Annotated in this window: 18 protein-coding genes; 10 read left to right on the top strand and 8 right to left on the bottom strand. The window is 60.4% G+C overall.

Annotated features, from left to right (window positions below; all coding sequences use genetic code 11):
• Positions 1-60 precede the first annotated feature (60 nt).
• Positions 61-477, top strand: a complete 417-nt coding sequence (locus tag ACSFBL_RS28800) for a phospholipase D family nuclease (RefSeq protein ID WP_435519323.1) — start codon at positions 61-63, stop codon at positions 475-477.
• A 1,007-nt stretch (positions 478-1,484) separates the two neighbouring features.
• Here the strand turns inward: ACSFBL_RS28800 and ACSFBL_RS28795 are convergent.
• Together ACSFBL_RS28795 and ACSFBL_RS28790 are read right to left on the bottom strand one after the other, a co-directional pair.
• Positions 1,485-1,955, bottom strand: coding sequence for a class I SAM-dependent methyltransferase (locus ACSFBL_RS28795; RefSeq protein WP_435519239.1), 471 nt, complete (start codon positions 1,953-1,955; stop codon positions 1,485-1,487).
• 770 nt (positions 1,956-2,725) lie between these two features.
• Complete coding sequence (locus tag ACSFBL_RS28790) at positions 2,726-3,109, bottom strand: c-type cytochrome (protein ID WP_435519238.1); 384 nt, start codon at positions 3,107-3,109, stop codon at positions 2,726-2,728.
• Positions 3,110-3,437: 328 nt separating this feature from the next.
• Here ACSFBL_RS28790 and ACSFBL_RS28785 point away from each other — a divergent pair, with 328 nt between their 5' ends.
• Positions 3,438-3,632: a DUF2970 domain-containing protein gene (locus ACSFBL_RS28785; RefSeq protein WP_435519237.1), complete on the top strand. Its 195-nt coding sequence runs from the start codon at positions 3,438-3,440 to the stop codon at positions 3,630-3,632.
• Positions 3,633-3,782: 150 nt separating this feature from the next.
• Here the strand turns inward: ACSFBL_RS28785 and ACSFBL_RS28780 are convergent, their stop codons facing one another.
• The gene (locus ACSFBL_RS28780; RefSeq protein WP_435519236.1) at positions 3,783-4,496 is read right to left on the bottom strand and encodes a dienelactone hydrolase family protein; all 714 of its coding nucleotides are present in this window, start codon (positions 4,494-4,496) and stop codon (positions 3,783-3,785) included.
• 812 nt (positions 4,497-5,308) lie between these two features.
• On the opposite strand from ACSFBL_RS28780, the gene ACSFBL_RS28775 reads away from it, so the two are divergent.
• The 5 genes from ACSFBL_RS28775 to ACSFBL_RS28755 all read left to right on the top strand — a co-directional run bounded on the left by ACSFBL_RS28775 (position 5,309) and on the right by ACSFBL_RS28755 (position 10,463).
• Positions 5,309-6,844 (top strand): aminotransferase-like domain-containing protein, encoded by a 1,536-nt coding sequence (locus ACSFBL_RS28775; RefSeq protein ID WP_435519235.1) that lies wholly within the window; start codon positions 5,309-5,311, stop codon positions 6,842-6,844.
• Positions 6,845-6,853: 9 nt separating this feature from the next.
• Entirely contained in the window at positions 6,854-7,294 is a 441-nt protein-coding gene (locus tag ACSFBL_RS28770) for a DoxX family protein (RefSeq protein ID WP_435519234.1), read from the top strand.
• Between the two features lie 83 nt (positions 7,295-7,377).
• Positions 7,378-8,229, top strand: coding sequence for a glyoxalase (locus ACSFBL_RS28765; RefSeq protein ID WP_435519322.1), 852 nt, complete (start codon positions 7,378-7,380; stop codon positions 8,227-8,229).
• Between the two features lie 64 nt (positions 8,230-8,293).
• Positions 8,294-9,733, top strand: coding sequence for an alginate export family protein (locus ACSFBL_RS28760; protein ID WP_435519233.1), 1,440 nt, complete (start codon positions 8,294-8,296; stop codon positions 9,731-9,733).
• 4 nt (positions 9,734-9,737) lie between these two features.
• A complete protein-coding gene (locus tag ACSFBL_RS28755; protein WP_435519232.1) occupies positions 9,738-10,463 on the top strand; it encodes a YoaK family protein in 726 nt (241 codons plus the stop codon).
• Positions 10,464-10,479: 16 nt separating this feature from the next.
• Here the strand turns inward: ACSFBL_RS28755 and ACSFBL_RS28750 are convergent, their stop codons facing one another.
• Both ACSFBL_RS28750 and ACSFBL_RS28745 read right to left on the bottom strand, forming a co-directional pair.
• Complete coding sequence (locus tag ACSFBL_RS28750) at positions 10,480-12,336, bottom strand: amidohydrolase (RefSeq protein WP_435519231.1); 1,857 nt, start codon at positions 12,334-12,336, stop codon at positions 10,480-10,482.
• Positions 12,337-12,378: 42 nt separating this feature from the next.
• Positions 12,379-13,077, bottom strand: coding sequence for a hydrolase (locus tag ACSFBL_RS28745; RefSeq protein WP_435519230.1), 699 nt, complete (start codon positions 13,075-13,077; stop codon positions 12,379-12,381).
• Between the two features lie 272 nt (positions 13,078-13,349).
• Between ACSFBL_RS28745 and ACSFBL_RS28740 the strand changes: the two genes are divergently transcribed.
• Together ACSFBL_RS28740 and ACSFBL_RS28735 are read left to right on the top strand one after the other, a co-directional pair.
• Complete coding sequence (locus ACSFBL_RS28740; protein WP_435519229.1) at positions 13,350-13,625, top strand: hypothetical protein; 276 nt, start codon at positions 13,350-13,352, stop codon at positions 13,623-13,625.
• A gap of 591 nt (positions 13,626-14,216) precedes the next feature.
• Entirely contained in the window at positions 14,217-14,648 is a 432-nt protein-coding gene (locus tag ACSFBL_RS28735; protein WP_435519228.1) for a DUF6130 family protein, read from the top strand.
• A 220-nt stretch (positions 14,649-14,868) separates the two neighbouring features.
• Here the strand turns inward: ACSFBL_RS28735 and ACSFBL_RS28730 are convergent, their stop codons facing one another.
• Both ACSFBL_RS28730 and ACSFBL_RS28725 read right to left on the bottom strand, forming a co-directional pair.
• On the bottom strand, positions 14,869-16,305 hold the full coding sequence (locus ACSFBL_RS28730) for a catalase (protein WP_435519227.1): 1,437 nt from the start codon (positions 16,303-16,305) through the stop codon (positions 14,869-14,871).
• 278 nt (positions 16,306-16,583) lie between these two features.
• A complete protein-coding gene (locus tag ACSFBL_RS28725; protein WP_435519226.1) occupies positions 16,584-17,150 on the bottom strand; it encodes a DUF427 domain-containing protein in 567 nt (188 codons plus the stop codon).
• A gap of 767 nt (positions 17,151-17,917) precedes the next feature.
• Here ACSFBL_RS28725 and ACSFBL_RS28720 point away from each other — a divergent pair.
• Positions 17,918-24,202, top strand: coding sequence for an AAA family ATPase (locus tag ACSFBL_RS28720; RefSeq protein WP_435519225.1), 6,285 nt, complete (start codon positions 17,918-17,920; stop codon positions 24,200-24,202).
• Between the two features lie 110 nt (positions 24,203-24,312).
• On the opposite strand, the gene ACSFBL_RS28715 is transcribed toward ACSFBL_RS28720, so the two are convergent.
• On the bottom strand, positions 24,313-24,747 hold a 435-nt coding region (locus ACSFBL_RS28715), incomplete at its 5' end, for an MbcA/ParS/Xre antitoxin family protein (RefSeq protein ID WP_435519224.1).

The following is a 24,747-nucleotide window of genomic DNA, read 5'->3' as shown; positions in this document are numbered from 1 at the left end:
GGCCGACGAAAGCGATCCGGTCGGCGAAGGCAGGAAGACGCTGCCAGCTCAACGGGCCCCCTGCCCTCCGACGCGAAGACCGAGGTGGCGTTTTCGCTCGAAGCAGGCTCCGAAGCCCTTGTGCTCAAGGTCATCGACAGCGCGCGCGTTTCGGTCAGGCTGGCTGGCTACTCCTTCACTTCGCCGAGCGTTGTGCGCGCGCTGACGGATGCGAAGCGACGCGGGGTCGATGTGCGCGTGCTGATCGATGACAAGGGCAACCGCGGCAAGGCGAACATTGCGGCGATGAACCTGCTCGTCGGCGCCGACATCCCGACCCGGGTGATCTCCACCTACGCGATCCACCACGACAAGTACATCGTCGTGGACGGCAAGCACACCCAAACGGGGTCCTTCAACTACACCCAGGCAGCGGCGAAGTCCAACTCCGAAAATGTGCTGGTGGTTTGGACCGATCCGAAGGTGGCTGCAACGTGAGTGTCCGAGATTCCCCGTCATTGCCTGAAGGCGCGTGATCGGCGAAGGTCAGCTCTCCCTTCTTCGGAGAGTTCAATGACGGGTCAGGCAGAAGCGATCGAGGCTGCCCCCAAGGGCTCTCCGCCCGGGCTCGCGCACGAGGCGATGCGCTACTTCGCGGAGGTCTACCGCATCGAGGGTGCCCTACGGCGGCCTCAGGCGCGTACTCGACATCTGACCGTCCTGGCGGCCTCAGGCCATCAAGCGACGGGGACGACCGGACACTCACGCTGCAACCTACCTCGCACACTGGGAGAGCCGGTGGACCCAAGGCGTGGCCATCGAGATGACCTACTAGGTGTCGTTCCCGGGCGCCGCGGTTGCCGGCCTGCCCTCCCGCCCGGCCACTGGCTTCACGAGGCAATGGCGAGCAAGGACATCGGGGCCGCGAATGGATCGCGTACCGCGGTGTCCAAGGTCGTGCCTAGACGCTGCGGACTTCGCATTCAACAATGTCAGCGCTCACACCCGAGGCCTGCGCCCTTGACGATGTCCGTCAGGGCCGCGCGAAAGGTTTCGCGCTCCAGGCCCTGGTTCCGCGCCATGTGAAGCAGGACGTTCCAGGTCCGCCGGCCCAGCGCGGTGATCTTGTTGTTCTGGGGTACGAGCGCCGATGGCCGCCTGGCCCATCGATGACCAGGCGGGCTATGAGTTATCAGCGGGAATGCCTCTATCGCGACGCCAGCCTCATGAAGAGGGTGGCAGGACCGCGATGGCGCGTCCGGTGCTCTAGTGCTGCAGAAGAACGCCACCAGTTTGCAGTTTGCAATGACAGCTTCGATTCGCATTGCCGACCTCCGTACGAATCGCGAGAAAGACGGCACTGGGCCCAGAACGCCAGCTCGCAATATGTCAAAGCGGTCGTTCAACGTGATTTCGTGTCGCGACTGAATGAAACCTCCTATGGGACGTCCACCGGTGGCCCACCAGGCAAGGGTGCCGAGGCGGCTGTAAGAAATCGCTGCCATTCAGAAAGATCGAAGGGCCTCGACCAGGCTGAACTTGGCCTTCCAGCTTGCAGTGGCACGCGCGGTCGTGACAACTAGCTGCATGTTTGACCACGGGTGTCGGCCACGTAGGGCAAGCACGTTTTTCAACGAGCAGTTCGAGGCCAATGCGACGGCGTCCTCGTCGGACACGTCAAAGATGCGTCGTTCGCTTGGCGCCAGGCCATACCGGATAGACATCACCAGGACTCCATCAGGTGCGAGCAGTGACGCAAGCCGCGGCATGGCCCTGCGCCGCTCCAGCTCGTCAAGATGCATCCATACAGCCGTGAGCATGACGACATCGAAGCTTTCGTCGCAAGCCGGCATGCGAGCGAGGTCGGGCAAATTCGAAGGCATGCGCCCCATGCAGTTCAGTGCCTGCGCGGCGCAGCTCATCCGTGGGCTCGACCGCGACGACCCGATGACCTCTTGAAGCAAACCATGCAGCATCGGCACCGGTCCCGGCACCGACGTCGAGCACCGTAGACGGCACCGAAGGCAGGAGGTGTATGACGGCCGCGTGCTTTTCGGCAAACGAAACACCTTCAAATCTTTTGGCCAACTCTGCGGCGTGCTCCGCGTAGCCCTCGGTTCCTGGAGTCATGGCGTGTCGAGTTGCGTAGTTCTACTTATGCCTGCGGGTTCAACCGGTCGATCTATTCGTCTGTTTGCCGAGCATCGGCTTGCCGACTCCATGGAGCTCCGCCATGCTCACGCCATGCCATCCAGCCTGGTCGCATGTCTGCGAGTTGGACCAATGTCAGGTCTCGGTCAACCATGCTCGTGGGCGAGACCAGCATCTCTTCTGCTGCGTCGAAGGCGTCGCCCGTGAGGAACTGCCAGGCACCGTCCTGCGCGTCCCGTGAGGCCATCAAGACGGGCTTCATGCCCTCGACAATCGAACGGACCGTCAGGCATGCCATGCTTGGAGGGCTATCGAATGGCCAATCACGCGGCTCGGAAGGCATCGCTGGATCCTTGAACGAGAGGTCTGGTGTTTGCCCGCATCCTGCCAGCAGGCCCGGGCGCCCCACCTGTCGGTCGCATCCGATGCCGAACCCGGCAGCCCGTTCGTCTGCTCCTTCTCCACCTCCCTCACGGGCTGCATTCAACCCGCTCCGGCGGGCTTTTCTTGGCGCATCTGAGAGCCTTCCGTCGACCACGACCTGGAACGGAGCGCGAAAGTCGGTTTCTGGCAGCCTGCTGGCGTACCTGCTCACTCAGTCAACCGACGGGAAAGTCCGAAGATATGCGAACAGGTCGGCAAGCTTCTGGTCGCCATACGACCATCCATAGAAACGCATCTTCGTGCCGGGCACGACATCGTCGGGGCGACGAACATACGCAGCCAGGGTCTTCTCCGACCAGACGATTTCCGACTTCTTCATCGCAGGCGAATACTTGAAGCCGGGTTCGATGCCGGCGCGCCGGCCAAAAACTCCGTTGAGTTGAGGACCAAATCCGTTGCGCGCAGCGGGGCCAACCTGATGACATGACGCGCAGGCCGTAAACGCTGCCTTCCCCGCCGCTACGTCAGCCGCTCGAGGAGCAGCGTGCACCATGCTCGTTGCGAGTATGGCCACAGGAAGGATGCTGACTTTCATGCTCGCAATTGTTCCCCAAACTGATCAGCCCCTGTGCCAACGGGGCACCCCGCGAGGCTGCAACCAGCCCGAAAGCCCAGAGGTCCGGCACCTCTTGGACGCCTCGCCGCAAGTGGCTCCGGCGGCACAACTTGGCAAACTCAGGCTGTCGCCCGGCATCTCCGGACCACTATTTGCTTCAGTCGGTCGCTCTCGCGTCCGTATTCCATCTGATACGGCGCATTTGACGCCACCTGCTCCTGTTATTTCCAGCCCGAAACCGCCAAAGTAGCCGCGGGGCCAAGATTGCAAATTTTGTGCGCAGTGGGCCCCAAGTCTGAGAGGAATCATGTCGAACTTCTTGGGTTATATACGGGCCGTACTCTGGGCCTTTATCGGCCTCGGTGGTCGAAGGGCCGACGCGGAGTCGCGAGTGGGAAGGGCTGGCGTGCTTCCGATGATCCTCATTGCGTTGGTGCTCGTCGTTCTGTTTGTCGCCGGCCTCGTTGGCGTGGCGCACCTCGTCGCGAGCAGTACCGTGTAGAAGTCCGGGCAACATCGAACTCGGCGTGCTTGGGTCCCCGCGTAGCAAACCCTTTACCCCGAGTTCGCAGTCGGCGGCACGCCGGTGTCTTGAACTACCTCTCTGAGCAGCGAGCAGAGGCTCGCTTTCAAGTGATGGGGATGGCTCTGGCTACGCCTGCTCGATCGCCAACTGGAGGTGATTTTTCAAGAATTCCGAGGTTCGCTTGTTGGCCAAGGCGGCCGCGGCCGCATCGTAGTGAATGCCGTGATGACGCGCAAAAGCATGGTTGCAGCCAGGGTAAGTAAAGATCTCGACCGTGGAGCGATTCGCAAGAGCACCCCGGATGTCTCGCTGCGCATCCTTCGATATGTATTCATCCTCCTCGGCCAGATGCATCAACATCGGACTTGCGATCGCGTCGGCCTCTTCAAGGTGCTTTTCCGTCCCGCCGGGATAATAGGCGGCCGCAGCATCCACGTCCATCCGTGCGGTTGACAGGTAAGTCATCAGGCCACCAAGGCAATAGCCCATCAATCCCACTTTGCCACTTGCTCCAGACATCGATCGGGCCGCCTCGACTGTCTTTGCGACATCTAGTACGCCGGTGTCCACGTCGAACGCCGTGTAGAGCGCAAAGCCCCTTTTCCACTCCGCCTCGGTCTGGTCGGACATGTCGACGCCGGGCTCGAGGCGCCAGAAGAGATCTGGACAGACGGCAATGTAGCCCTGACTTGCTAAGTCATCGCACGTCTCCCGCATATCGGCATTGATGCCAAAGATCTCCTGGAGAACGACGACCGCCGGCGCGACCTTCGCCTTGGGCCGAGCGACGTAGGCGCGAAACTGCCCGTCCGCTGTGTTCACATTCATCGATTCGCTCATTCGTTGCTCCTTGATTGAGGGTTTCTAGTCAGAAGGCCCTAGCCAGGCCAAACACGTACACGCCAAGTACCCAACGGTCCGATCAGATAGGCGCTCCGCCTTGTCGAGAAGGCCGCCAAACCATATCCCTCTCGCTGGGAAGCGGCCTGAGTTCACTTGAGCTTGACTGCTCTCGAACTGGTATCAGTCCTTACGAGGTCGGCTTCATGGAGCGGAGCGGATCGACCGGTGCTCGAGGGTGGGTGGCCCGTTCCGGCACCGTCTGAGATCACCGTCACCGTCAAATTCCACTCGCCTCGATTGACGACCTTCTCCTTCGCGACCTCGTATGCCCTAGCGTGTCGCTCTGCAACGGAATGTCCGAAGACGTCGTACGCCGCCGTTTGCGCCGACGCGCATACCGCGAACAACACTGATGCGGTGCCTCCCAATGTCCAGGATAAATTCTTCATGACTCAGTTTCCGGCAGAAGACATCCACGTAACGGGGATTTCAGGGACCTCGGTCGTCTAACGGCCATGTGCTCCCAACAGCAATGGTTGCGCAGGGGCGGCGTCTCCGCCAACCCGCATTGGCGTCAACGCGAAGTACTTCGTTCGGATGAGGAAGGACCCCGCGGCACTCACCACACGGATCTGGTCCGTCTGTGTGAGGCAGGCATTTCACCGACCCAAGAGGGTGGTGATAGAGACGACCGCCTCCGTAGCATCGCAAGCATGCATTTACCCATCGGCAGAGCGTGGCGGGTGCTCTAAGCAAAATCCCAACACCAGACCCAGCACTGTGTAAGCGACCGCGGCAGGAAACTCAGGATGAACCTGTACAAGTCACTGGCGGCCGACCTGGAAGCCTCTATTCGCGCCGGCACCTTGAGGACGGGGGACAGGCTTCCGTCAATCCGGGACATGGCGACGAACCGTGGAGTGAGTGCCACCACAGTCTTCGAGGCGTACTATCAGCTCGAAAGGCTGGGTCTTGTTCAGGCGCGTACGCGCTCCGGCTTTTATGTGAAGTCCTCTCGCTTGGATGAGCCACGACGATTCGAGCAAGTCGACTTGGCTTGCGGCAAAGGCGCAGCGCAAGAGTACCGAGCGCTGACCTTCGAGGTGCTTGCATCCACGCTGGATAGCAGAATCGTGTCGTTCGCCTCCTCGTCGCCCTGCATTGAACTCTTTCCCTGGGTGCGATTGGACAAGGCCTTTCGATTCCACCGCGTCCACCTCGACCCGGCAAAAGGTAATGCGGACTTGAGGCGCCAGGTCTCCCAGCGGTATTTTGCGAACGGCGTTCACGTCCACATGGACGACATCGTCATCACCGATGGGGCGTGGGAAGCGCTGAGCCTTTGCCTGTCGGCCGTTGCGCGCCTCGGAGACTGCGTGCTCGTGGAATCCCCGACCTTCCACGGCGCCCTGCACGCGATCGAGCGCCAGGGCCTCCGTGCGATCGCCGTGAAGACGCATCCCGATGAGGGCATTGAGTTGCCGGCGTTGAGAGAGGCCATCCTCCGGCACAAGCCAGCGGCGTGCTGGTTGATGACGTCCTTTCAGAACCCGTTGGGCTGTTCAATGTCGCATGATAGGAAGAGCGCTCTCGTCAGCTTGCTTGCTGAATATTCGCTTCCTCTGATCGAGGACGACGTCTATGGCGAGTTGTCCTTCGACGGACTAAAGCCTGCTCCGGCGTTGGCATTCGACAAGCAGGGCATGGTGCTGCATTGCTCGTCCTTCTCCAAGTGCCTTGTGCCCGGCCATCGAATCGGCTGGGCGGTCCCGGGTCGCTATATGCGCGCTGTGACGAATGCGCGGATGGCCTCGGGCTCCCTGGCCCCGTCACCAGCACAGGCCGCAATCGCCGAATACCTCGAGCGGGGCGAATTCGACAGGCACCTGCGAACGCTCAGGGCCAAGCTGCGAGAGCAGTACGGCCTTCTCGCGGCGTCGGTGGCCCGTCATCTGAAGTCGGTGGCCTGGGCGAATCCGGCGGGTGGGTATTACATGTGGGTCGAACTGGCGCCTCACATCAACGCCGTCGAAATCTTTCGCCGAGCCCTCGCCTTGGGTGTCGGCATCGCACCGGGGCCGATTTTCTCCAGCAACGGGGAGTTTGCAAACTGCCTCCGCCTGAGTTTTGGTCATCCGTGGGACGTTCGAAGTGAGCAGGCCATTGCGACGCTGGGCCGGCTCATCGCTTCTGCTGGGGGGCAGGTCATGCACTCCGATGATCCAGTCTTGACCTCGACGGTTGCCCCTAAAGAGAGGCATACGCCCCGAACCCAAGAAGGTTTCCCTTTGACGCAGGCAATTTCATACTTTGGACAGGCCGCCACACCTCTCCAAAATGAATGAAGGAACTGCATGCCGCAAGCAACGACGGTGAGTCGACGCGGAGTTGGCCAGTCGATAAGGGCCGGGTTTGCCGCCCCTTGGATACGCTGGCTCGCAATGCTCGGGGTGTGTGCTGCATACGTACAAGGCGGCTTCGACAAGGCTACCGACTTCAGCGCAGCGATCGCGGAGATGAGGCACTTTGGCATTGCCGCTGCTGCGCCGATGGCCGCGGTCGTCACGATGCTCGAGATCGGCGCGTCCGTGATGATCCTCACGGGCTTCTATCGCTGGCTCGGGGCGTTGGCATTGGGATGCTTTACGCTGATGGCGACCTTCCTTGCCAACCAGTTCTGGAACGCGGTACCCCCGGAGCGACTCGCGCTCGCGAATTCATTCTTTGAGCATCTCGGCCTGGTCGGCGCGTTCCTGCTGATCGCGTGGCACGATTTGCATCAGGGTACGAAGTGATGTCGCTCGCGCCATTGAAGCGAACTCTCCGAGCCAGCCTCGTCGGCTTCACGACGTTGACTGCCGCGATTACCTGTCTCCCAATGTTTGCGGCGCGAACGGCCTGGGGCCACACGAGCCCGGCAACGGTTGCGGTCGGCCCCCAGTACGACACCACACATGTTTACGTGGCACCCGAGGACTTCGAACGACTGGTTGGCAGCCTGCTGGCCACATTCGGAGGCAAGACCACCACGACGGGCGTCTTCACGGTAACGCCCACACCGAGCAAGACGGTGTCACAACTGGTCCTGATGCCAGTTGGGACCGTGTCCGTGTTCGGATTCAAGACACCGATCCCGTGGCCGTTCGGCGCTGAGCGCAGTGGCTACCTCGTGCGCGACATGCAAGTCGCGGTGGACGCGGCGCGCCGCGCTGGCGCCGATGTCGTAGTTAAGCCCTTTCCCGATCCGATCGGGAAGGACGCCATTGTGCGGTGGCCGGGCGGCGTCGACATGCAGTTCTATTGGCATACGACTCGGCCCTCTTATGAGCCGCTGAAGACCATCCCCGAGAACCGCGTCTACTTGTCTGCCGAGCGGGCGACCCTCTTCCAGCGCGCCTTCCTGGCCTTTGCCGGTGGCAAGGTGGTTTCAGACGAGGTTCACGCGCCAGGTATCGAGATCGGACGGCCGGGCGATACCTACCGCAGAGTCCGCATTGCATCGGCTTTCGGCAAGCTCACCATGTTGGTGACCGATGGGCACCTGCCCTATCCCTACGGCCGCGAGACGACCGGCTACGAAGTCGAGGATCTCGCAGCCACGCTGTCCAAGGCACGGGCCGCAGGTGCCTCGTTGCTGGTCGATCCCTATGTAGCTGGTGGACGCGCCGCGGCGCTTGTGCAATTTCCCGGTGGCTACATCGCTGAAATACACGCCCCCGCTGTCAGATAGACGCAATGTACGTCTACCCACTCGGTGGGGTCTGGGATGCGGCAGTCCATGTCGTCGAGCTTATATGGCCCTCCTGTTGCCTCGTTCATGCCAGATCACGGCCCGTGCGATCTGCGCAGCAGCAGTGCTCTCGACGGCAGGCCCCGCGCGAGCTGAGCGCGATGCGACGCAGCCGGCGGTCGTCGAGGTGACGCGTCCGAAGCTGCAGTCCAACCGCTGGCAGGAAGACTGGTCGGTGCTGGCCGACCCGGCCCTGCGCACCGAGCCTTTGGATGGTCTCAAGTACATTTCGCTGTCGACTGACGACCCTCAGCGCTACGTCTCCTTCGGGCTGAGCCTGCGCGAACGCTTGGAATCCAACAACGCGCCCTCTTTCGGCGTGGGCAGCGTGCGGCCGGATTCCTACCTGTTGCAGCGTCTGGAGGTCTACATTGACGTCAATTTCGACCGCGACTGGCGCGTGTTCACTCAACTGGAGGATGCGCGAGCCTTTGCCAAGCAATCGATCACACCGGTAGACCAGAATCCACTTGACCTGCGCCTCGGCTTCCTTGAATACAGGAGGAAATTTGACAATGGAACGTTCAAGTTTCGCATCGGCCGTCAGGATTTCGCATTCGACCTGCAGCGCTTTGTCTCGTCGCGCGACGGGCCGAACGTTCGACAGTCCTTCGATGCCGTGTGGGCCGACTGGGAGAGCGGAAACTGGCGCTTCATCGGCTTCGTCAGCCAACCGGTTCTGTATGCGAAGCAAAACCCCTTCGACGATTCCTCTGATCGGCATTTCCGCTTCGATACGCTTCGAGTCGAACGCCATGTCTTCGGCGACAGCGAACTCTCGGCCTACTACGGGTTCTACCAACGCGACAACGCACACTATCTTTTCGCCAGCGGGAATGAGCGGCGCCATGTACTGGACGCGCGCTTCGCAGGTTCAGGCGGCGCCGTGGATTGGGACGTCGAAGCGATGGGTCAGACGGGCAGCGTCGGCACCAAAAGCATCCGCGCCTGGGCATTCGGCGAGCGCACCGGCTACACCTTCCGGAGCGTCGACTGGCAGCCGCGCTTTGGCCTTCAGGCCGACGCGGCGTCGGGCAACACCCATCCCGACGGTCACACCTTGGGGACCTTCAATCCGCTGTTCCCGAACGGCAGCTACTTCACCCTTGCGGGATATACCGGCTATACCAACCTGCTCCAACTCAAGCCATCGATTACGTTGAAGCCGGCATCTGACACGCTGCTAATGGCTGCCGTAGGCTTCCAGTGGCGCCAGACCACCCAGGATGCCGTCTACGTGCAGCCGAATGTGCCGGTCGCCGGCACGGCCGGAAAGGGCGGCCGCTGGACCGGCGCCTACGCCCAGATTCGCGTCGACTACGTATTCGGACCGCACTTGGCGGGCGCCATCGAGGCGGTGCGATATGAGGTTGGAAGTGGAATTCGCCAGGCGGGCGGACACAACAGCAACTATCTTGGCATCGAACTCAGGTTTGGATGGTGAAACGATGAACTCAACTGATGCCTCCCCCCCCACCAGGCCGCGCTGGAGGCCCACATTGGCGCTGCTGCTCAGCTGCAATGGCGGCTTCGTGGACACAGCCGGCTTTCTGGCGTTGCAGGGTCTGTTCACGGCGCATGTGACCGGGAACTTCGTAACCTTTGGAGCAGCTGCAGTGCTCGGGACTTCGGGCGCGGTTGCGAAACTGCTTGCACTCCCGATGTTCAGTGTCGTGGTACTGGGCACCCGCTTCTTGAGCCAAAGTCTGCCGGCCCGAGGGCTGCCCGTGACGCGAACCATCCTCACGCTCATGCTGGTGCTGCTCATCGGAGGCTCTGGGCTCGCCGTGGGGCTCGGACCCTTTGCCGACGGGGACAGTTGGCAGGCGATCGTGACCGGCATGACGCTGGTAGCTGCGATGGCCATACAGAACGCCTTCCATCGCATTCATCTGAGCAGCTCGCCCCCGTCGACCTTGATGACAGGAACCACGACCCAGATCATGATTGATGTGGCGGACTTGCTGCGTGGCGGCGAATCGAAGGAAATAGCGGTAGCGCGATCCCGTTTGCTTCGCTTCTCGGCGAGCGTTACAGCCTTCGCCCTAGGTTGCGCCGCGGCGGCCCTGACTTTCAGCTTCTACGGAGTTTGGTGCTTCACGATCCCTCCACTACTTGGCGTCTGGGTGCTGCTGGAGAGCATTGACGCGCCCGATCCAACAGCTCCTTCCTAAGAGGGGCCCTGGCGCTTCAGAATGCCCAGCAGGAGCAGCCCATCGCACCCCAGAAGGCACGTGCATCCGAAACCGGCGGTCGGGAGGTACGCGCGAACGCGTGTTGATGCCCGTGTACGGAGCATGAGGTCGCACATCCGCATGCCGATGCATAGGCTGCGTGCCGGCCTAAGCGCGCTTGCGACTGATAGCCGCCGAAACGGGAAACCGGCGACCAATCGGGCATCGCGGGCGGCTGGGGAGGGGCCCATTCAGCGAATTCGTCGCTGGCGTGCACTACCGCTCCACCAAGCATGGTCAATACTGAGCTGATGTCCTGGATCTCGCATTCGGGCACCGCGAAATAGTCAGCTGACAGCACCGCAAGATCTGCAAGCTGACCGACCGTGATTTGTCCCTTTTTGCCAGATTCGAACGAAAACCAGGTGTTGGCCTCCGTCCAGAGCCGCAAGGCGCCTTCTCGGTCGAGCAGGTTCGATGGCGGATACAAGCCCAGGCCGCCCATCGTCTTGCCGGTGACCAGCCAGGAGAGTGATACCCACGGGTTGTAGGAAGCCACCCTCGTTGCATCAGTGCCGGCCCCCACGTGCACGCCCAGCTCGAGCATGCGCCGAATCGGCGGCGTGCGCTCCGCGGCCTCCTTACCATAGCGCTCGACAAAATCCTCGCCCTGGTAGGCCATGCGATGCTGGACGGCGATGCCTCCGCCGAGTGCGGCGATTCTCTCGATGTTGCGATCGCTGACCGTCTCGGCGTGATCAAAAAACCAATGCAGCCGGTCAATTCGCGTCTCCCGATGCACCCGTTCGAAGACATCGAGTGCACGGCCTATCGTCTCATCGTAGGTGGCATGCATGCGCCACGGCCAATTGTTCTGCGCGAGAAGCCGAACCACCGGTTCAAGGTCGACCTCCATGGAAGACGGCATCTCCGGGCGCTCGACTTTGAAATCCTCGAAGTCGGCGGCGCTATAGACCAACATCTCGCCCGCGCCATTGTGTCGGTACATGTCGTCGCCCTGCCCCGGGCGTACCTGCCTTGACCAAGACCCAAAGTCCGCAAGTTCTTCGTGGGGCTTTTGCGTGAACAAATTGTAGGCAAGCCGAATTGTCATCTTCCCTTCGCGATGCAACTGCTCGATGACCTGGTAGTCCTCTGGATAGTTCTGCATTCCTCCGCCGGCGTCTATCACGCCAGTGACTCCCAACCGGTTCAGCTCGCGCATGAAGTGGCGCGTCGAGTTCGTCTGGTATTCAAGCGGCAGCTTCGGCCCATGGGCCAGCGTCGCGTAGAGGATCGTGGCGTTGGGTCTCGCGAGCAGAAGGCCAGTAGGCTCGCCTTTCGCGTCGTGGACGATCTGGCCTCCGGGCGGATCCGGTGTTTCGCGCGTATAGCCGACTGTTCGCAAAGCAGCGGCATTGAGCATCGCGCGGTCGTACAGGTGCAGGATGAAAACGGGCGTGTCCGGAGCAACCGCGTTCAGCTCCTCGATGGTGGGCAATCGTTTCTCGGCGAACTGGTGCATAGTGAATCCGCCAACGACGCGCACCCATTGCGGTGCAGGGGTGCGCAGCACTTGCTCCCGCAACATGCGCATCGCTTCACCCAGCGATCGAACGCCGTCCCATCGAAGTTCCATGGCGTAGTTCAATCCACCACGGATCACGTGTGTGTGGCTGTCGATGAGTCCTGGAATGGCTCTCCGACCTCTCAGGTCGATCACCTTCGTGCGAGCGCCCCTCGATGTAAGCAGCACGTCGGTGGCCCCGACGGCGCTGAAGACGCCGTCTCGAATCGCGACGGCCTGCGCGCTCGGACAGGCGTGGTTCAGAGTGGCGATACGTCCGTTGATGAGGATGAGGTCGGGATTCACGTCTTCCGCCTGTACAGGGGTTCGCATCGCTCGGATTCGGGCTCACCCACGCGGGTGCCCCGGCACGTAGGGCGGGAGTTGCGATTCCGCAGCGCCGTGGACCATGGTGTAGGCGTACTCGACCCCCATCCCATATGCGCCGCAATGGGTCTTGACGATGTCCATGACCGCGTCGTAGGTGTCTCTCTGCGCCCAATCGCGCTGCCATTCGAGCATGACCGAGAGCGCCGTGACGGGCTTGGCTCCAGCCTGTATGACGCGTCGCATTGCGTTGTCATGGGACAGTTGACTCACGTCACCGCAGCAATCCTCGACAACGAAGACTTCGTATCCGTCATGCATCGCCTGCACGGTCGCCAATGCCACGCAGGTTTCCGTCCAGAGTCCCGCGAGCACTATCTTCTTGCGACCAATGCGCTCTACGGTCGCTACGAACTTCTCGTCGTCCCACGAGTTCATGGTTGAACGCTCGACGAGTTCCTGTTCGGGATATACCGCCCGAACCTGCGGCCATAGGTGGCCGCTGAATGCCTGGGTCTCCACGGTCGATATGACGATAGGAATCTCAAAGAGCTTGGTGGCCTTGGCCAGCAAGACGTTGTTGTTGATCACCGACTGACGATCGAAGTTTGCCACTCCGAAAAGCATCTGTGGCTGTAGGTCAATGAGAGTGACCACGCAGTTGTCCGGCGTCAGCAGACCCTTCTCGCTGCGCTTGAACTTCGGGGTTGATTGGGTCATTGAGATTTCCTTCGAAGTTGGGGGTACGCACGGCAACCTGTCATGCGCGATAGGTCTTCGTTAGGCTACGATCCACCACCGCGTCGAGCATCTCCCTAGTGGCCGCTCAAGAACTGAGACGGAGGGGGCACCGCCAGACAACTCGCCTTGGCTGTCAAGCAAGCGAGCTGAAGCCGTGCAGGCAAGGGGCATGATGAAATCCCCCAAATGGCGCATTGACCGGAGGACAGTCCGGTGGGAATCTCACCCACCTATCACGTCCCGGATCCAGCATGAAAACAATCGTCCATGTGATCGTCACCCTTGCTGGAGTTCTTTCATGCGTGGTCGCACTGTGTTCCGCGAGTTCTCTGCTGCTAGAGTCCTTGGCGGGCGAGCGCCGCGATTTCGGCACGTGGGGGATTTCAATGCTCGCCATCCTGATCGTGGGGCAGTGCCGCGCACTGTGGGCCGTGTCCGGCGCGAGCAGTATGAAGCCGCGCCGCGCTTCCCAGAAAAGTGAGAGCGTCTCAGACGACTCAAGAGTAAAAGCTCTTTCGGGCCAATAGAGATTGGAGCTGCTCACGCTGAATGGGGAAGCCAACACGAACGTGCCGCCGTGTGACGGCGTGCTCCCCAATGTGCTTTATGACGTTAGGGCCTAAATGCAGGACCTGCTTTTGCCGGCGCGTGACGTGAACTAGCGCACTCGAGGCCAGGGGCAGTGTCGTCGACTTATACAACCGTGACCCTTCAAGTGATCGGTTGCCCGCAAGAGAATCGTTCGCGTGGTCGCGGCACGCGTTTACAGCATCAAGCCTCATGTTCAGCCCAAGTACGTACCGGAGTTGGACTCGATCCCTTCAGGGCAGAGGCCGCTTCAAATATCCATCGCGCATCCCAAAAGAGCCAATGGCGAGCCATGCCTTCGAGCGTTGGCACGAATCCCTAGTGTCCCTACGCTCCAAGGCAGGCCTCGCGCTCAGCCACTGGAAGTACCTGGTGTAGGGCGGCAACAGGCTTGAGCATTCATCAACGCCGAAAGGAAGTTCAATGGCAACTGCAGCGCCCCATTCAAGTTCTAGAGAACGGCCCCCAATTCGAAGCGCAAGTCGGCTTTCGCCTCGACCATTTATCTTGAAGGACATGTCATGCACACCATGCTCAAGCACCTGATCGCCATGACTGCCTGCATTGCTGCCGCCGGCGCATCTGCCCAGAGCGCCAGGGATATCCGGGGGCCCTCCGAACTGGTTGCTATCGAAAACGAACCGGCGCCCAAACTGATCGTGGACGCACCGCTGCCGGAGCAACTGGCACGGGGCCTCGTCTTCATCCAGTACCGTACGGAGAACCTGCGCGTCGTGCCCGTGTTCGGCAAGGGGGCGCTCGATGTTTCTCCTCGCATTGGCCATGTTCACATCACGGTCGATGACGCACCGTGGCACTTCGTCAATTCGAACGGCGAAACGGTCATCGTGGTGGGCTTGAAGCCGGGCCCCCACAAGGTTCTGTTCGAACTGGCCGATCCCACCCACATGGTGATCACGAGCCAGACTGTGAGCTTCACGGTGCCTCCGAAGAGTCCGTAGGGTTGCGTGCGTCGAGTTCAAGGCGGCCCGCTCGGACCGCCTCCGACAGGTCTGATGACTTCAAGACCACGTCCGGGGATGGGAAGACGCGTGTTCAAAGCATCATTTTGGCTTGCTTCTTCTGCGCGGCGTACGACTCAAACCACGGACGCAGGCACGAATCCTTGCTCGCGAATGGTAGAGGTTTCCATGACGCCCAAGGAGCGTACGCGTCACTGGGTCATTTCGGAACGTCCTCGAGTGCCGCTGCAACCCCAGCCCCATAAGCGGGATCGGCCAGGGTGCAGTTCGCGATATGGCGCAGCTTGACCTGCTCTGAAGCGTCACCCATAGCACGCGCCGTGTTCTCGAACAGGGCCATCTGTTGTTCCGGCGTCATGAGGCGGAACAGCGCGCCTGGTTGCGAATAATAGTCCGTGTCAAACCGGTGGTCCCAGTGCGCGGCGTCTCCGTGAAGCGGAAGTGCCGGTTCGGCGAGCTCTGGGCTGTCCTTCCATTCGCCCAGCCCGTTCGGCTCGTACGCGATCGTGCTGCCTTGGTTGCCATCGACGCGCATGGCGCCATCGCGGTGATAGCTGTGAAAGGGACACTTCGGAGCGTTCACCGGAATCTGATTGAAATTGACGCCCAGGCGATATCGCTGCGCGTCGCCGTAGGAGAATAGCCGAGCCTGCAGCACCTTGTCGGGCGAGAAGCCCACGCCGGGGACGATGTTTGCGGGGGAGAAAGCGGCCTGCTCGACGTCCGCGAAGTAGTTGTTCGGATTGCGGTTCAGTTCGAGTACGCCGACTTCGATCAAAGGATAGTCCGCATGCGGCCAGACCTTGGTCAGGTCGAAGGGGTTGATGGGAGAAGCTGCAGCTTGGGCCTCTGTCATGACCTGGATGAAAAGGGTCCATCTCGGAAAATCGCCACGTTGAATGGCGTCGTACAGATCGCGCTGCGCACTTTCCCTGTCTTTGCCAATGAGTGCCTCGGCCTGCTGGTCGGTCAGGTTCTTGATACCCTGCTGGCACCTGAACGTGAACTTGACCCAGTGACGCTCGCCCGCCTGATTGATGAGGCTAAAAGTGTGGCTGCCGAATCCATGCATGTGGCGATAGCCATCGGGTCGGCCTCGATCGCTCATGGTGATCGTCACCTGGTGCAATGCCTCCGGCATGAGCGTCCAGTAGTCCCAATTGCTTTGGGGGGTGCGGAGGTTCGTGCGGGGGTCTCGCTTGATAGCGTGGTTGAGATCGGGGAAGCGCAACGGATCACGCATGAAGAAGACCGGCGTGTTATTGCCGACGATGTCCCAGATGCCCTCTTCCGTATAAAGCTTGACGGCGAAGCCGCGAATGTCACGGTCCGCGTCGGCAGCGCCTCGCTCGCCGGCGACTACCGACAGGCGCACGAATGCCTCGGTGCGCTTGCCAACATCCGAAAAGATCTTTGCCTTGGTGTAGCGTGTGACATCCTGCGTGACGGTGAAGTGGCCGTGTGCGCCGGATCCCTTTGCGTGCATCCTGCGCTCCGGAATCACCTCGCGGTCGAAGTGCGCAAGCTTTTCGAGCAACCAGATGTCCTGGAGAAGCGCCGGACCACGCGCGCCGGCTGTCTGAATGTTCTGATTGTCGACGACCGGAGCGCCCGTGGCATGCGTAAGTCTTCTCATCGGTTGCTTTCAAGATGAAGAGGGATGCGACGACGCAAAGTCGCGAAAGTCGCCGGCTGACACTGGATGCTCTCGCTCGCGAAACGGAATTCCCAGTCCCGGATTGGCTAGTCCCGCCTGCCCCCTTTGGTCCTCTTCAGGGATGGCTGCCCGTCGCAGCGGCCGCGGCGATGGTCGCGCTGGCGCCCGACCGTCTCACGCTGGCCGTGTGGCCGCCCGCCGGATGACACCCGCAATTCCTGTCCGTGGGCAAGACGTGGCTGTCAGTGTCTTGGCGCTCACCACCAGGCTTCCGAACGCGGCTCGCCCTTGAACGGCCCGACCAGTTCGGGAGTGATCCAGCCTCCATAGTAGCGACCCGGCTGTGACCGCACGCGCACCCCGTCGACGCGACAATCGAGTTCCTGAGGATAGAACGCGATGTGCCCGCGCAGTGCTTCGTAGCCGGGCGAAGGCGCCGGATAAAACCAGGCAGAACCGTCGAGGCGCGCGCCCGAGATGACGATCGCGGCATAGCGCGCCTCGCCCTTCCATTCGCAATGCGATGCGCCCGCCGTGGGTTGCAACAGCATCATTTGCACGTCGGCCTGGGGAAGGTACCAGGTCGGCGGGCTTGCGGTTTCGCACACGCGCAACGCGCTGCGCGTGCGCGCAATCGCGACGTCGCCAAGATGCACCGTGACCTCGCGCTCTTCGGGATCGATGCGCGGCGGGCGCGGAAAGTCCCATACCGATTGCTGGCCCGGGCCTGGCGCCGTCGCAAACGGTGGGCGTTCCTGGCCCACGTAGCGCCATAGTGAGCGCGCCCAGGCGCGGCGCTGCGCTTCGTCCGATGCATTCGTCATGGCGGAATCTCCTGTGCAAGACCGTGGCCATCATGGACATAAGTTTGGCACGCAGCGGAGCGAGGCGCGCGCGGCGCCCATTTTCAGGTTGACGGCGGCGAACGCCAACGCGTGTGCGAAGCGACCACGGAGCGCGCCTGCCCTTCCGCGAAGCAACCTAGCCCGCGCTATCCTTCCGGCCCAGCGCAGACCGCGCCAGCGATCGCATGCCCGATGAGCGGGATCTGGTTGCGCCTCGGCAACCAATTGCAACGCTCGACTCCCACGACCAGCAACTACACTGCCTGTCCTAGGCTAGCGACCTTCGAAGCACCGAGACGTGGGAACAAAAAAGCCTGTCGCCCTCGCCTAGCACCACCTCGTCGTCATGCTGGCGCCTGACAGCGCGTCAAGCTGCGGCATCGAACGCCAAATCGATAGCAAGCATATCGGCCGCCCCCCCCCCGCATACAGCGGCGCCACCCGGTGCGTCCGGTGGCAACTCGACCTGACGTGCCGCGGACACACGCTCAGCAAGCCACCACTCCGCTTGGCCTGGCTTGGCCTAGCGGGCAGAAATCACTCTTTGGAGTGATTCCGCAAGAGGCCCGGCTTGGTAAATTTCATGCGTCCCGTGATTTCAAACGGCTTCCTGCAAGAACTGGACCACCCTTCCTCGCTACGGGCAGCGGGAATCCGGGCGCGCGCAGAAGCGATTCGACCTGCGAGCGTGTCGCCACCTCGTCCTCCAAGCTACGTAAACAAACCTTGCGGGAGGAACCATTCAGATGGCCCAACTTTCGGAATATCAGCTTCATCCGCTGCGACGAGGAGAGCCGCTGGGGCTCTTCAGGGGCCGACAACTCGACGGGGGTGCCGCACTATCTGTCCTGGTGGTCGACGCGACCTCGGCGAACCCAAGGCCGTCGGACATTGTGCAGATCGAGAGGGAGTTCCAGCTTGCCGAAGCACTCGACTCCGCATGGGCGCTCAAGCCCCTAGGCCTCGTAGAAGTGCGCGGCCGAAAACTCCTACTGTTAGAGGACCCGGGCGGCGACCTACTGCAAAGCCTCATGGGATCTCCTCTGGAAATCTCACTCGCGCTCGGCATCGGCGCTGAAGTCGCTGCCGCGTTACAACGAGCCCATTCAACCGGGCTGATCCACCGGGATCTCAATCCGTCGAACATTCTGGTGGGCGCACAAGGCAGCTGTGCCCATCTGACGGGCTTTGGCAAGTCGATGCACGGGCGGCCTAGCCAAGCCAGTCTCCACGACACGGACTCGCTCACCGGGACTCTCGCCTACATATCTCCGGAACAGACTGGCCGCATGAATCGCGCGGTTGATATTCGCAGCGATCTTTACTCACTGGGCGTCGTCCTCTATCAGATGGTCTCGGGCGAGTTGCCCTTTGATGCCCAAGATCCAGCAGAATGGATTCACTGCCACGTGGCACGGCAGCCAGTATCCCCTGATGTACTGGTCTCCAGTATTCCCGCTCCGGTCGCGGCAGTCGTGCTGAAGTTGCTCGCAAAGAACGCTGCCGACCGCTATCAGAGCGCTTCCGGGGTGGAAGCCGACCTGCGTCATTGCCTTTCGGAATGGCACGCCAACGAGCACATAGGGACGTTCGCTCTTGGCAAATTCGATCTATCTAATCGATTGTTCATCCCCGAAGGCCTGTACGGTCGGCAAGCTGAGATTAAGGCGCTGCTCTCTGCATGGGAACAGGTCTGCAACAACGGACACGCTGGGATTGCGCTGATCCGCGGTTACTCGGGCATCGGGAAATCCACAGTCGTCAGCGAGCTACAGCGATCCATCGCGACGAGCAATGGATTGTTCGCGGCAGGAAAGTTCGAGCAATTCCAACGCGATATTCCATACGCAACGCTCGCCCATGCCTTCCAAAACCTGGTTGGGCAAGTTCTGAGCAGAAGTGACGAAGAAGTCTCGAAATGGAAGGATGAACTGTTGTCCGCGCTGGAAGGTAACGGCCAGCTGGTCATCAACCTCGTCCCAGACCTTCGCCGACTCATCGGAGAACAGCCTCCGCTTCTGGACCTCCAACCTGAAGAAGCGGAACGCCGTTTCCATCTGGTCCTGAAGAACTTCATCAGCGTATTTGCCACGACAAGCCATCCTCTGGCTTTGTTCATCGACGACCTGCAATGGCTCGACATGGCCACACTCGACCTGCTCAAGCGTCTCTCTGACGACGCTGACCTTGGCTCACTGCTATTGATCGGGGCGTATCGGGACAACGAGGTGACCCCTTCCCATCCCCTCGCCGAGACGCTGCTCGCGTTCGAAAATTCGGACCTGCTCAAACTCGACATCACACTCGGCGCCCTTACCCTTGAGGACACCACGCAGTTTGTCGCCGACATGCTGAAAATGAACAAGGGGAACGCGGGCGCCCTTGCGACGATCCTCGAAACGCGAACGGCGTGCAATCCATTCTTCATGATCCAGTACCTGAAGGCGCTGGCCGACGACGAAATACTTCACTATTCCCACGAGACGGAAGAATGGCAATGGGATGAAAGGCGCATTGGCGCGCTTTCAATAACGGACAATGTCGCAGACCTGCTGTCGGCGAGGATCGGGCGGCTTCCGTCCGTGACGCAGCAAGCTCTCAGGGTTCTCGCGTGCTTGGGCAACAAGGGCTCTACGATCGAACTATCTCAAATACTTGGACAGCGCGACGAACACGTCCATGAAATGCTTTGGCATGCGATCCTTGCCGGGTTGGTGACAATCGACGGCACCGCTTATTCATTTCGGCACGATCGGATACAAGAGGCTGCCTATGCCCAGATTCCGCCGCCAGATCGCGCCAACCTTCACTTGCGAATTGGCAAGGCATTGGCGGGCAACGAACGCCTTGGCCAGAACATATTCGAACTTGTGCATCAGCTCAATCTCGGTGCTCGGGTTGTCGCAGAGATTTCGGAACGCGAATGGCTGGCGGATCTGAACCTCACCGCCGCCATCAGCAGCAAAGGAGCAACTGCCTACGACTCCGCTCTCAATTATGTGAACATGGGCTGTTCATTGCTGGATGCCGATAGCTGGGACCGAATCTTTGATACGTGCTTCAAGCTCTATTTTCATAAAGCCGACTGCCTGTTTTTGCTGGGAGATGTCGCGGCTGCAGAAAAGGAGTTTGCCGAACTAGCCCTGGCCACCCGATCCGCAGATCAATCGAGATTGGTCGTCGATCGGCAAGTGATTCTTTACACCTACCTTGGGAAAATCGATCGTGCGGTCGAGCTCTCCCTCGCGTGCCTTCAGCGTTTCGGCGTCGAACTCCCCTTTCGCCCCACAGACGCAGAAGTGGAACAGGAATACAAGTCGCTCATTCTCAGGATGGGTTCTAGAACCATAGAAGGACTTGTTGACCTGCCCCTCATGATCGCGCAAGAGCAGGGGAGCATCATGCATCTGCTCGAAGGCCTGAATGCGCCTGCCGGCATCCTGGATGCCAACTTGCGTGATTTCGCCAATCTACGCATGGCGAATCTCAGCCTGATGTATGGCAATACGGACGCGTCCTGTCACTGCTATACCAACCTTGGCTTCATTTTGGGGCCGCGGTTTGGCCGTTTCAATGAAGCCTACCGCTTCGGGCAGCTGGGTGTGGACTTAGTTCGACGACGCGGATTGATCGGGTATGCGGCGCGCGTTTTCTCGACATTCTCCCTGCTGGTGGCTCCTTGGGTTCTGTCGCTCCGAGACGGCTACGAGATCGCGGTGAAGGCTAGTGATGTGGCCCACCGCAATGGCGACACTACGTGGGCTGCCTACGCCCTGTGGACTCGGGTAGCCAGATTGCTGGACGGAGGCGCACCGCTCGAGGAAGTTTCTAGAGAAGGCGACGCAGCGCTGAAATCGGTGAGGACTTGCAACTTCGAGCTGGCCGTCGAACTCATCGCTGCTCCGCTCAGGCTTGTCAAGGCCTTATGTGGCGCAACCGTATCCCTTGACTCTTTCGACGCACCTGATTTCAATGAAGTGGCACATGAAGTCCAACTGGACAGCATCCCGCACATGGTCTCCGCAGAGGTCCGATACTGGACTCGAAAGGCCGAGCTTCAATACTTCTCCGGTCAGTACGAGAAAAGCCTGGAGTCGTCATCTCGCGCACTTTCAAAGCCAGACTCGTATCCAACGTTCGATTGGGCCGAGCATAGATTCTATTCCGCTCTTGCTCGCGCGGCCCTCATTCCGGCGGGAGGTGCAGATGACTATCCGGATGAGGCCGCGAGGCTCCGCCAGGATCATCTGCAGTTCACAGAATGGCTGAAGGAGTGCCGGGCAAACTTCGAGAGCAGGTCCTACCTGATTTCCGCGGAGATTGCGCGGGTCGAACACCGCATACTCGACGCGGAGCACCTGTACGACGACGCGATTCGAGCTTCGCAAGAGGCAGGCTCGATCAACATCGAGGGGCTGTCGAACGAATCAGCATCTCGGTTTTACAGGGCGCGCAACCTGGTGACCATAGCGAACGCTTACCTCATGCATGCGCGGAATTGCTACATCAGTTGGGGCGCTACGGCGAAAGTCGCCCAGATAGACCAACAGTACCCGCAAAGAGAGGGCAGCGAGAAGCAGCCAAAGAATGCCAGCATAGTGCAAATCGACCTCGCTACGGTAATCAAGACCTCCCAAGCCATCTCCGAGGAAATCCTGGTCGACAGACTTATAGAAAGGCTATTGACTATCGCCGTCGGGCACGCCGGTGCCGTTCGTGGCTACTTGATACTGCCAACAAAACAGGGGATTCAGGTCGAAGCCGAGGCCTCCAGCGAGCACGACGGCGTACGCGTCAAGTTGCGCCCTGACCTCGATCCCGCGGCAGACCTTCCCATGTCAGTGGTTCGCTATGCGATCAGAGTCGCAGATAGCGTCGTCCTCAACGACGCCCAGTCGCCCAACATTTTCTCAAGTGACGAGTACATCCGAACACGCCATCCACGGTCGATCATATGCCTCCCCCTGTCTAGGCAAGGAAAGCTCCTTGGCCTGCTATACCTTGAGAATCATCTGGTGCCCCAGGTCTTTACCCCATCACGCGTAGCCGTTCTTCAGCTGCTCGCGTCGCAGGCTGCAATTTCGATGGAAAACGCGTTGCTCTACGCCGATGTCCGGCAAGCGGAAGACAGGTCAAGGCAAAGCGAAGAGCAGTTTCGTATCGCTTTCGATACCATTCCAACATTGGCGTGGAGCGCTACGCCCGATGGCATGGTTCGGACCTTGAACAAGCAGTGGCAGAGTTACACCGGACTCCTCCCAAGTGAGGTCATGCTTGACGGTTGGAAGGCTGCACATCATCCAGAGGATCTCCAGCGCGTTGCCGACGCTTGGGCATCTGCATTGGCCGCGGGCGAACCGGCGGAAGCCGAAGCGAGGATGAAGCGCCTTGACGGAGAGTACCGCCATTTTCTCATTCGCGTTACCCCTGTCCGTGATTCGAACGGGGAGGTCGTCAAATGGTATGGTACGAACACGGATATCGAGGATCTGAAGCAAGCGGAAGGGCTATTGGCGGAAGAGTCAAAACTGCTTCAGTTGATCGCCGAGGGAAAGCCTGTTATCGACATTCTCAATGCGCTGTGCGCAGCCATCGAAAGTCTCATTGGCAGCTCCGCCTCATCGATCCTGCTGCTCGACTTGGATGGCAAGATGCTTCGACACGTCGCAAGTCCAAGTCTTTCCGCCGAGTTCATCAAGGCGCTCGACAAGGAACTCGACTGTCGGACAACAGTGGCCTTCAACGCCTCGGCACGCATGGGCTTGTCGCCCGAGGTGGAGGACATTGCAACGGCCTCTAGTTGGGCCAGTTTCCGTGTGTTGGCTGCGGCGCACGAATCACGAGCTTGCTGGGCTTTTCCCATCCTGTCTTCTTCTCGACAGGTTCTGGGTACGCTAGTTTGGTATTCGAAGCATCCGAGGCCCATCAGCGCAGCGGACAAGCGCATTCTGGAGAAATTCACGCATTTCGCCAGCATCGCGGTGGAACGCAAACGGGCAGACGAAGCGCTACGCAAGAGCGAGGCCTTCCTAGCAGACGGTCAACGAATCAGTCATACGGGAAGTTACGGCTGGAACATTCGGAGCGGCGAAATATATTGGTCGGAAGAGATGTACCAGATCTTCCAGGTCGAGCGCGGCACTCGCATAGACCGCTCAACCATGGCTGCGCGGATTCATCCTGACGATCGAGGCCGTGTCGCCGAGTTTATTCAGGAAAGAATGAAGCAGGGGCTCGGATGGCACCTCGAGTACAGGTTGCAGTTGGCAAGTGGGGTCGAAAGGAGCCTGTACGAGGACGCACAGATCGTGAATGGCGAAGGTGGCGATCGCGAAGTGATCGGCGCGCTGATGGACGTCACTTTGGCGAAGTGGGACCAAGCACGGCTGCAGAGTTCGCTGCATGAGAAGGAAGCGCTTCTGAAGGAGGTTCATCACCGCGTGAAGAACAATCTTCAGTTGATCAGCAGCCTACTCAGCCTCCAGGCAGCGAGCGTTCCTGACGCGAAGGTGGCCGAGTTGTTCCTGGAGAGCCGAAATCGCGTCAGGTCCATGGCGCTGGTGCATGAAAATCTATACCGTGCGGGCGACTTCTCTGGAATTGCGATGGCGTCGCACATTCAGTCGCTGTGCACTCATCTGAGCCATGCCTACGGTCCCGTCGCCGAACAGATCCAGATTTCTACTTCGGTGGAAGAAGTCGATCTTGATCTGGACAGAGCTATCTCTACTGGCTTGATCATCAATGAACTGGTTTCGAATGCACTCAAGCATGCTTTTCCCGCCGATCGGCCAGGTCACGTATGGGTCAATTTTCGCCTTCGGGAGGACTCAGTGTGCCTTCTGACGATCAAAGACGACGGCATCGGGCTCCCCCCCACCTTTAGAACCTCTCAGCTCGGCACTCTCGGCATGCGCCTGGTCGAGAGTCTGGTGCTTCAACTGCACGCAACGATGGAGTTGAGCCGTGGCCCCGGCACTGAGATTTCGATCGGCTTCCGCCTCGACGCACAAGAGGGCGTCTCTCACTAGCCCGGGTACACGCGTACGCCGGGGATCGGGGGTGCCTCAGCCGATCAAAGCGCGTTCTAGCCAAATTCGACCCTAGGGGCTGCCGATCCCGGCCGAGCATCGCTCATCAACTATCCAGAGACCACAAAGCGGTCCGCACGGGCGGCCTCAACTACTGCGTGAGCTTCCTGTCTGACCAGTTCGGCAGGCGTTCTTCCGGTCAGCCAGATATTCGGAGTCCCAAACCATTCTGCGAGCTCCGGATCATCGAAGACGTCTCGCAGTTCCAGGATGGACCGGGACACGCCATCGAGCACGCGCATGTCGGTCGCTTCGAACTGGAACATGGGGATCCACCGCTGCGAGTTGGCCTCGAAGGTAACGATCTGACGGTCGACGATCCATCGCGCCAGCCGCGAGATTGGCTGATCCGTGTGCCTTTGCAGAAGTGCGTATTTCGGAAGAGCGTGACCGACCGTTTCGGCATCGTGACCGCCGAATTCGGGAACGTGACCGATGATTTCGGTGACGTGACCGACGGACCATTTGCAACTGCCTGAGGGTGG

Origin of the sequence: Variovorax glacialis (genome assembly GCF_051216375.1) — a bacterium.
GTDB lineage: Bacteria > Pseudomonadota > Gammaproteobacteria > Burkholderiales > Burkholderiaceae_C > Variovorax.
Note: the sequence above shows the minus strand (reverse complement) of the source record. Positions and strands in the feature narration are given on the sequence as shown.